Genomic DNA, 6,000 nt, shown 5'->3' with positions numbered 1-6,000 from the left:
CGACCGCATCTTCCTTGAACTGCTTCGAGAATTCCCGTCTTCCCATCTGACACCTCTCTGTCCGGGTATAAGTCTACCTTTTGAGGTGTCCAGGATTATTAGGCCACTACATGCCGCCCCGCACAGGGGCAACGCTAATAGACCACTAACAAAACAAGGAAAGGCACCAAACCCAGGAACACAGAAAAACAAGCGCCACGCAAGACCCAATCTTCACTCAGCGCCCCGCGCAAAAGCATACTCATGCAACGCATCGATCACCCGATCGAACTCGAACGACTTGTCGTAGAAGTGCCGAACGCCATACTGTTCACAACGCTCCCGATACGCCGGCAACGCATGATTCGTCAAAACCGCAGCAAAAATCGACTCAACCATCCCCTCGCGCTGCAAGTAAGCAAGCACCGGCACCCCTGACCCCTGCTTCAACTGCAAATCCACAATCACCGCATCAAAAGCTTCATCGCTCAACAAAGCGATCGCCTGATCAGCAGAATCTGCATACGCGGCCACCCGCAGCAAACCCGACGCATCGATGGCCTCAACGAGACTCCTGCGTATGAGCGGCGAATCCTCGATCAGCAGCACGCGCAACGGCGCGCGACTGGCTGGTCCGGCATCAATGTTCGATTCGCTGTTCATCGGTGTATCTCGATCGTCCATTATTCGATCAAGCCGTTCTTGATCGCGTAATACGTCAGATCGGCATTGTTCGCCAACCGCATCTTCTCCAGCACACGAGCCCGGTAAGTACTCACGGTCTTCACCGACAAATGCAATTCCTCCGCAATGTCAGTCGGAATCTGTCCCGCCGCAAGCTTGCAGAATATCTGGAACTCGCGCTCGGAGAGCGCTTCGTGCGGCCGCCCCACCGCCGGCTTGTCGAGGTTGTCGGCCAGCGTGTCGGCCACGGCCTCGGACAGATAACGATGCCCGCGCGCCACCGCGCGGATCGCCCGCACAATCTCCTCGGGCTCGCAGTCTTTGTTCAGGTAACCGTTGGCGCCCGCGCGCAGCAGGTTGATCGCGTATTGGCTCTCAGGATAGCCCGACAGAATCAGTACGCCCTGCTCCGGGCGCACCTGCCTGATCACACGCAACGTGTCGATGCCGTTCTTGTCCGGCATCGCAATGTCGAGCAACACCACGTCGAATGCCTGCTCCCGCACGAGGCTAATGGTTTCGTCGCCAGTCGAGGCCTCGGCCGCGACGCACATGTCCGGCTCGTCAGCGACGAACTGCCGGAAACCACCTCGGACGATCGCATGGTCGTCAGCTATCAGCACTCGAATCATCAGTTTGGCGTCCGTGCAACAGGATTGCTCCAAAGCAGACATTGTAATGATCTCCGTCACCGTCCTTGCCGAAGACCGATGCGCACAGCGTAGCGGTGCATAGAACCATGCCGGCGCGGGAAACCATCCAGCCCTTCCCGCGCCGCCCATGCCGCCATACCAGGCGCCGTAGCCGAAACAACATATCACCCAGCAGCCGGCGGACGTCGTCAGACGTCCGCGCCTCGACTCCGCTTTCAACCATGCTTTTTTACTATGCTTACTCGCGGCCCTCAAGCAAGTCCGCCATGTCATCAGCATGCTCTTCTTCGACAGCAAGGATTTCTTCAAACAGGCGACGAGTCGTCACGTCCTTCCCGCCGAGATAGTGCACGATCTCGCGATACGTATCGATCGCAATACGCTCGGCAATCAGGTTCTCGCGAATCATGTCCGTCAGATTGCCGCCTTCCTTGTATTCCGAATGCGAACGCGTCTTCAAGCCGTCCGGTGCGAAATCCGGCTCGCCACCAAGCTGCACGATACGCTCGGCGATGCGGTCGGCGTGCTCCTGCTCTTCAGCGGCATGCGCCGCGAATTCCGCCGCCACGCCCTCGGAGTTGATGCCCTTGGCCATGAAATGATGCCGTTTATAACGCAGCACACAGACGATTTCAGTGGCCAGCGAATCGTTGAGCAGTTTCAACACCGTCTCGCGGTCCGCACCGTAGCTTTGGGTGACCGGACCATCCGACATATGCTTGCGGGCGTCTTCGCGGATCTTTTTGATGTCCATCACGAACGAACCGCTGGATTGAGATGCTGCGCCCTGGGCGCCAGAAGCCTTCGCCATTGAGATTCTCCTTTATCCGGTATTGGGGGAACTGCGTATCCCGCACGAATCGCGCCTGATACGCCGGTTTAAGGAAGGCGCATTCGTCTACGTTCGGAATACGCCGAGCAGCAGCGTGACCACGAACACGACGAGGAAGATGTAGAACAGGATCTTCGCGATTTCGGCCGCACCCGCGGCGATTCCGGTAAAACCGAACACGGCTGCGATGATCGCAATCACGAAAAAGACGATGGCATAGTGAAGCATGGCGACTCTCCTTGCTGGTATCTGCATCAAGAGACTCTGAGGCGAATCCGAAGCGAAACGCTCCCTCACAACCGACGGGAAGCGCACGCAAGCGCCTCATCGAACGACCCTAATCGACGATCTTCTTCGTGACCACGAAGCCGAGCACGAGGAACACCACACACAGAATCACGAACACGATAAACAGGAACTTTGCGATCGCCGCAGCGCCCGCAGCTACGCCGGTAAAGCCAAGAAGGCCGGCGATCACCGCCACGACGGCGAAGAACAATGCCCATTTCAACATGATGGCTTCCTCCAGAATCAGTCAATGAACGATCAGGTTCATCCTATCGACCGTCGACACTGGGCGCATTCCGACGCGCTCCGTTTTTCGTGTGAGAATCCGCTTACATGGGATTACGGCAGCGTTACGCCGCCTGCTCCATCGTCGAGCCCGGCGGGCGTTACACTGATGCCCACCTCAGGAGCCAAAAGTGCTGAACGTGTCGAACACGCATAGATCAGGGGCCACCGTGCGGCTGAGCGACTGGATGCGCAATCGCAGTTGGGCGATTGCGATGACCGTGGCAATCGTCATCACCGTGGGTGGGCTCGTGATTCTCGAAACCGCGCGGCAACGCATCGCCGCTGAGTACGAAACGGCACTCGAAGCGCGCGACGTCACAGTTCAATTGAGCACGCTCGCAAGCCAGCTCTCCCGCCTCAGCACCCACCAAAGCGATTTTCTTCTGACAAAGCAGGACTCGTCCGCCCAAGGTTTTTGCGCGACCGCCGTGCAGATACGGCAGAACGAACAGCAGCTGAGCAGGTTTTACCGCAGCGGCAAGGCGGACAGCGCCGAGCTCGTGAGCTTCACCCAGATCGTCGCGCTGATCGACGCGCGCATCGGCGCGGGCGCTGCTGCATTGCAACGCGCAACACCGCATTCGCTCGATCTCTCCGCGTGCGGAAGTGCCGGCGAGGCCAATCCGGCCGATGCCACGCTGGTCGACAGCACGCTCACACTGCTGCGCGACAACGAGGAGCGCCGCGCACAGCACGCGCTCGACGCAAGCCGCGCCGACCAGCGCATCTCCACGCTGTGCGCGGCGGCGCTGTCCGCGCTCAACATCGTGCTGTTCATCCTGCTGTTTCGCAATCTCGGCATCCAGATGAACCGGCAGGCGCGCGTGCAGCGTCAACTGATCACGCAACAGGAAGAGCTCGACCAGCTCGTCAACGAACGCACGCGTCAGCTTGAAGCGCTGGGCTGGCACTTGCAGGCCGTCAGCGAAAACGAAAAGACGCAGCTCGCGCGCGAACTGCACGACGAACTCGGCGCCATTCTGACCGCGAGCAAAATGGATGTGGCCTGGGCCAACCGCAAACTGAAGGACAGTGCCCCGGATATCTCCGAGAAACTCAAACGCGCGCTTGCCAATCTCGACCAGGGCATTGCGCTGAAGCGTCGCATCATCGAAGACATGCGGCCCACCGTGCTGGCGAACTTCGGGCTCGTCACCGCGCTGCGCACGCTTGCCGATGAAGCCGCGCAGCGCAACAACTGGACCCTCGAATCGCACTTGCCCGCCGACGATATCCAGCTCGACGAGCAAACCGAAATCGCGCTCTTTCGCGTCGCGCAGGAGTCGCTCACGAACGCCGCCAAGTATGCGCGGGCCTCGAAGGTATCGATCGCCTTGCAGGTCGGCGACGGCGAGGTGGCGCTGCGGATCGCGGACAACGGTGTCGGCATCACGCCCGCCGATCTGCAGCGTACGCACACCCATGGGCTGCTCGGCATGCGCCAGCGGGTTGCCGCGCACGGCGGGCGCTTCGATATCCAGCGCGGCGTGCCGAACGGCACCGACATCCATGTGGTGATGCCGAGTGCCAGCACGGCCACGCCGTCAGTGGATCTGCCACCGTCAACCCCGTCGCGAACGGCTGTCTAGCAGGGCTTTGCCGCACATTGCGCTAGCGCATGTAGGAGTGCGCCGACGCAAACACCGGAGCACGCCTACAACAAAATCGCAGCGCAACCGACAGCGCTGCCTCCGCCCTTTTTTTAACATGCAATCAGACCGGATCGACTGGCGTAAGCCCCGGTCGGACGACAGCTAGCCGGGCTAGCGCGTGCCGTACAGCATGGGCACGTCAACCGATGCATTCTCGACAAGGAGAACTTTCATGAATCGACTGATCGCTTTGCTTCTCATTGCAGGGACGGCTGCGCTCGCCGGTTGCAACACGATGGCGGGGGCTGGGCAGGATATTTCGAAGGGTGGCAACGCCATCACGAATTCAGCGGAGCAAGCCAAGTAATTTAGCGGCAACGCATCGACTGCGTGGCGCCTCACGGCGCCTTGCCATGCAGGAACTCCACAGCCCGTCGCGGGAAACCGCGGCGGGCTTTTTTTAGTCAGCCGAGTAAACAAAAAGAGCGCAAACAGCGCGCAAACAGAGCGGCGACCCACTTGCGTGGATCGCCGCTCTGTCCTCCCTGAGACTGTCGCTTATCGTATCTATCGCGTGCTATGCGCGCACGCGGGTCCGCGAGCTTATTGCCCAGTCAGCGTATTCGTCAGCTCGACGCTCGGTGTGCCGGTGTTGCCGTTCTGTGCGATCAGCAGATGGATCTGCCCCGGCACGAGCTGGCTCAGCGTACCGGCGATCGGCACTGACGTCACCAGCCAGTCGGCGTTGTTCGACAGCGAGAAAGCCGACGACTGGAAGATCGGCGTCTTGCTGCCCGCCACCGTCGCGATCAGCACATACTCGCCGCCGGACACATAGATCGAATCCTGACCGCTTGGCGGCACCGCGTTCTTGAACGACACGCCCGCCATCGTCGGGCTGACACTGCTGATGTTAGTGTTGGTCGACTGAACCAGATACAGGTCGAGATTGGTCGCGTTAGCCGATGCGTTGAAGCCGCGCAAACGTGCGCTGTTCGAGAGCAGCCCCTTGTCGAACGGGTCGTCGATCAGGCCGATATCCGGCGCTGCCGCACCCGGCAAAGCCAGCACCGTGTATTCGTGGCCCTTCGCTACATCGGGGAAGTTACCGCTCGCCAACGCGGTCGTCGTGCCGGTGGCCGAGTAAGCGACCGTGGTTGAACCTGTGTTGATGTTGGTGAAGTTCGTCACGCCCTTATAGCTGATGTTCGTCTGCCCCGAGGGTGCGCTGCCGTTCACGAGAAAGTCGACTGCCGGGCCGCCAGGAATTGCGTGGATGAAATGGATCTCCGGATTCGTCAGACCGAGTTCCTTGCCTACGTCACTGCTGCCGCCGCCACCGCATGCTGCGAGGACAGATGCGACAGCGGCCACAGCCGCCATGGTTCGGATCATTTTCATTGTGTACCACCTATATCGATGTTGGGCTCTCGAGCCGTTAATTTGCGAGCGCCCGGCCTCGGACATCGCGCCGCCTGGAAAACTTGTTCGTTGGTCGTTAGAACGGTTCCAGGCCGGCTCTCCGAAATGAAGCGCCCCCTCCCTATCCCTGCTGCACATCGCGCCCGTGCTGGCGGGCGGCGTGGTCCGTGTCAATGGACGCCAGCATTGAGCAAAGCACGTGCCGCGGGTTCGATATGGCTTCCGGCGTCAGACGGATGTCTTACGGAGCAACGAGTTGCGC

General features: G+C 60.2%; 8 protein-coding genes. 2 read left to right on the top strand and 6 right to left on the bottom strand.

Features of this window, described 5'->3' with window-relative positions; translation table 11 throughout:
• Nucleotides 1–213: 213 nt before the first annotated feature.
• The 5 genes from R8871_RS16040 to R8871_RS16020 form a co-directional block, all read right to left on the bottom strand.
• On the bottom strand, nucleotides 214–642 hold the full coding sequence (locus R8871_RS16040; protein ID WP_246287585.1) for a response regulator: 429 nt from the start codon (nucleotides 640–642) through the stop codon (nucleotides 214–216).
• A gap of 20 nt (nucleotides 643–662) precedes the next feature.
• Nucleotides 663–1,295 (bottom strand): response regulator, encoded by a 633-nt coding sequence (locus R8871_RS16035; protein ID WP_054039761.1) that lies wholly within the window; start codon nucleotides 1,293–1,295, stop codon nucleotides 663–665.
• 259 nt (nucleotides 1,296–1,554) lie between these two features.
• Entirely contained in the window at nucleotides 1,555–2,127 is a 573-nt protein-coding gene (locus tag R8871_RS16030) for a ferritin-like domain-containing protein (RefSeq protein ID WP_175051299.1), read from the bottom strand.
• Between the two features lie 87 nt (nucleotides 2,128–2,214).
• The gene (locus R8871_RS16025; protein ID WP_006052455.1) at nucleotides 2,215–2,376 is read right to left on the bottom strand and encodes a DUF1328 domain-containing protein; all 162 of its coding nucleotides are present in this window, start codon (nucleotides 2,374–2,376) and stop codon (nucleotides 2,215–2,217) included.
• A gap of 109 nt (nucleotides 2,377–2,485) precedes the next feature.
• On the bottom strand, nucleotides 2,486–2,662 hold the full coding sequence (locus R8871_RS16020) for a DUF1328 domain-containing protein (RefSeq protein ID WP_091800263.1): 177 nt from the start codon (nucleotides 2,660–2,662) through the stop codon (nucleotides 2,486–2,488).
• A gap of 190 nt (nucleotides 2,663–2,852) precedes the next feature.
• On the opposite strand from R8871_RS16020, the gene R8871_RS16015 reads away from it, so the two are divergent.
• Both R8871_RS16015 and R8871_RS16010 read left to right on the top strand, forming a co-directional pair.
• Nucleotides 2,853–4,313 carry a sensor histidine kinase gene (locus R8871_RS16015; protein ID WP_175051298.1) on the top strand — a complete coding sequence of 487 codons (1,461 nt, stop codon included), beginning with the start codon at nucleotides 2,853–2,855 and terminating at the stop codon, nucleotides 4,311–4,313.
• 235 nt (nucleotides 4,314–4,548) lie between these two features.
• Nucleotides 4,549–4,683 (top strand): entericidin A/B family lipoprotein, encoded by a 135-nt coding sequence (locus R8871_RS16010; RefSeq protein WP_012433647.1) that lies wholly within the window; start codon nucleotides 4,549–4,551, stop codon nucleotides 4,681–4,683.
• 236 nt (nucleotides 4,684–4,919) lie between these two features.
• Here the strand turns inward: R8871_RS16010 and R8871_RS16005 are convergent, their stop codons facing one another.
• The gene (locus tag R8871_RS16005; protein WP_175051297.1) at nucleotides 4,920–5,717 is read right to left on the bottom strand and encodes a DUF4397 domain-containing protein; all 798 of its coding nucleotides are present in this window, start codon (nucleotides 5,715–5,717) and stop codon (nucleotides 4,920–4,922) included.
• Nucleotides 5,718–6,000 lie beyond the last annotated feature (283 nt).

The organism is Paraburkholderia sediminicola (assembly GCF_902859805.1).
In the GTDB taxonomy this organism is placed as follows: domain Bacteria; phylum Pseudomonadota; class Gammaproteobacteria; order Burkholderiales; family Burkholderiaceae; genus Paraburkholderia; species Paraburkholderia sediminicola.
Note: the sequence above shows the minus strand (reverse complement) of the source record. Positions and strands in the feature narration are given on the sequence as shown.

What these genes read in the sequence shown, in the direction of transcription:
- R8871_RS16035 (WP_054039761.1), bottom strand. Translation starts at nt 1,295, where the DNA reads ATGATTCGAGTGCTGATAGCTGACGACCATGCGATCGTCCGAGGTGGT.
- R8871_RS16020 (WP_091800263.1), bottom strand. Translation starts at nt 2,662, where the DNA reads ATGTTGAAATGGGCATTGTTCTTCGCCGTCGTGGCGGTGATCGCCGGC.
- R8871_RS16030 (WP_175051299.1), bottom strand. Translation starts at nt 2,127, where the DNA reads ATGGCGAAGGCTTCTGGCGCCCAGGGCGCAGCATCTCAATCCAGCGGT.
- R8871_RS16010 (WP_012433647.1), top strand. Translation starts at nt 4,549, where the DNA reads ATGAATCGACTGATCGCTTTGCTTCTCATTGCAGGGACGGCTGCGCTC.
- R8871_RS16025 (WP_006052455.1), bottom strand. Translation starts at nt 2,376, where the DNA reads ATGCTTCACTATGCCATCGTCTTTTTCGTGATTGCGATCATCGCAGCC.
- R8871_RS16005 (WP_175051297.1), bottom strand. Translation starts at nt 5,717, where the DNA reads ATGAAAATGATCCGAACCATGGCGGCTGTGGCCGCTGTCGCATCTGTC.
- R8871_RS16040 (WP_246287585.1), bottom strand. Translation starts at nt 642, where the DNA reads ATGAACAGCGAATCGAACATTGATGCCGGACCAGCCAGTCGCGCGCCG.